Source organism: Actinomadura rubrisoli, from assembly GCF_004349215.1.
Taxonomy (GTDB): Bacteria; Actinomycetota; Actinomycetes; order Streptosporangiales; family Streptosporangiaceae; genus Spirillospora; species Spirillospora rubrisoli.
Genome location: NZ_SMKU01000705.1, coordinates 1 through 1274 on the forward strand (window position 1 = coordinate 1; position 1274 = coordinate 1274).

At 64.1% G+C, this 1274-nt stretch carries 1 protein-coding gene and 1 tRNA gene; one reads left to right on the plus strand and one right to left on the minus strand.

Features of this window, described 5'->3' with window-relative positions; all coding sequences use genetic code 11:
• Nucleotides 1–124: 124 nt before the first annotated feature.
• A complete protein-coding gene (locus E1298_RS46980; protein WP_243726276.1) occupies nt 125–988 on the plus strand; it encodes a tyrosine-type recombinase/integrase in 864 nt (287 codons plus the stop codon).
• Nucleotides 989–1057: 69 nt separating this feature from the next.
• Here E1298_RS46980 and E1298_RS49150 read toward each other — a convergent pair.
• A tRNA-Cys gene (locus tag E1298_RS49150) sits at nt 1058–1150 on the minus strand.
• Between the last annotated feature and the right edge of the window lie 124 nt (nt 1151–1274).

The window sequence follows — 1274 nt, forward strand, 5'->3', positions numbered from 1 at the left end:
CCACGGGTGGTCAAACGCCAGCGTCACAATTCTTTCCGCGTGAAGAAATCTACGGACCATGGAGTGCGACACCCGCGCCCGCCAGAAATCTACCTCTTCAGTCCAGCTGCCTAACTAAATGGCATTGGCCGAAGAGGTGGACGCTTGGCTCGATGGCAAGTCCAAGGAACTCAGTACGCGCTCGCTCAAGCTAATCCATTCGATCCTGAACCGCTCGGTCCGCAAGGCCATGGTCCGCGACAAGGTAAGGCGGAACATCGTCGAGCTTTGCGACATACCCGAAGGGCGGGAGGGGCGCCCTTCCAAGGCACTGACACTCGCGCAGGCCAAAGCAGTGCTCGATGCGGCACGGGAGGCTGAACCCCGGATCGGCGCCTACGTCGTCCTTTCCCTGGCGACCGGAGCCCGGACGGAAGAATTGCGGGCTCTCATTTGGGATCACGTCGTCGCCTACGTCGAGGACGCCGAGCGGTGGGTGCCGGTCAAAGAGGCCGGTTGGGAACACCGTGACTACGCGATTCATGTGTGGCGGTCGGTCCGTAAGAAGGGCGACACCAAGACCAAGAAGTCTCGTCGGACGCTGAAGCTGCCTCAGCTCTGTGTCGAGGCGCTCCAGCGTCTCCAGGAGCGCCAAGACGTCAGCAGGGCGAGCGCCGGCGAAGCCTGGGTCGAGCGCGGCCTGGTCTTCTGCACGCGGACCGGCGGCCCGCAGACGGCACACAACGTGCGACGTGACTTCCGCAAGGTGCTCGACAAGGCCGGCCTGGTCGGTGCGGAGTGGGCGCCGCGGGAGATGCGGCACAGCTTCGTGTCGGTGCTGTCGGACGCCGACATCCCTATCGAGGACATCTCCCGGCTCGTGGGGCACCGCAGCACGGCCGTCACAGAGACGGTCTACCGCCTGCAGATCCGGCCGGTGATGGAGAAGGGAGCGACCGCCATGGACCGCATCTTCGCCGGCGAGAATCCATCCGATCAGGAGCGCTAGTCACCCAGTTAGACACTCACAAGATCAAAGGCCATGATCCGCAAGAGCGGATCATGGCCTTTACCTGCGTGGGCGCGGCAGGTTTCGAACCTGCGGCCACTCGCTTGTAAGGAGCCGTGATCATCCGGAGGGCACCCTCGACCTGCGCCCCACCACGCGCCCGGACGGCTCGTCCCCACCGTCCGTCCAACCTAATGGCACGCGAATGGCACGCCACAAGCCCCCACCGGCCCAGGTCGATCAAGCCCCCAACCTGGCGAAACCCAACAACCACACAGCTCCCAGT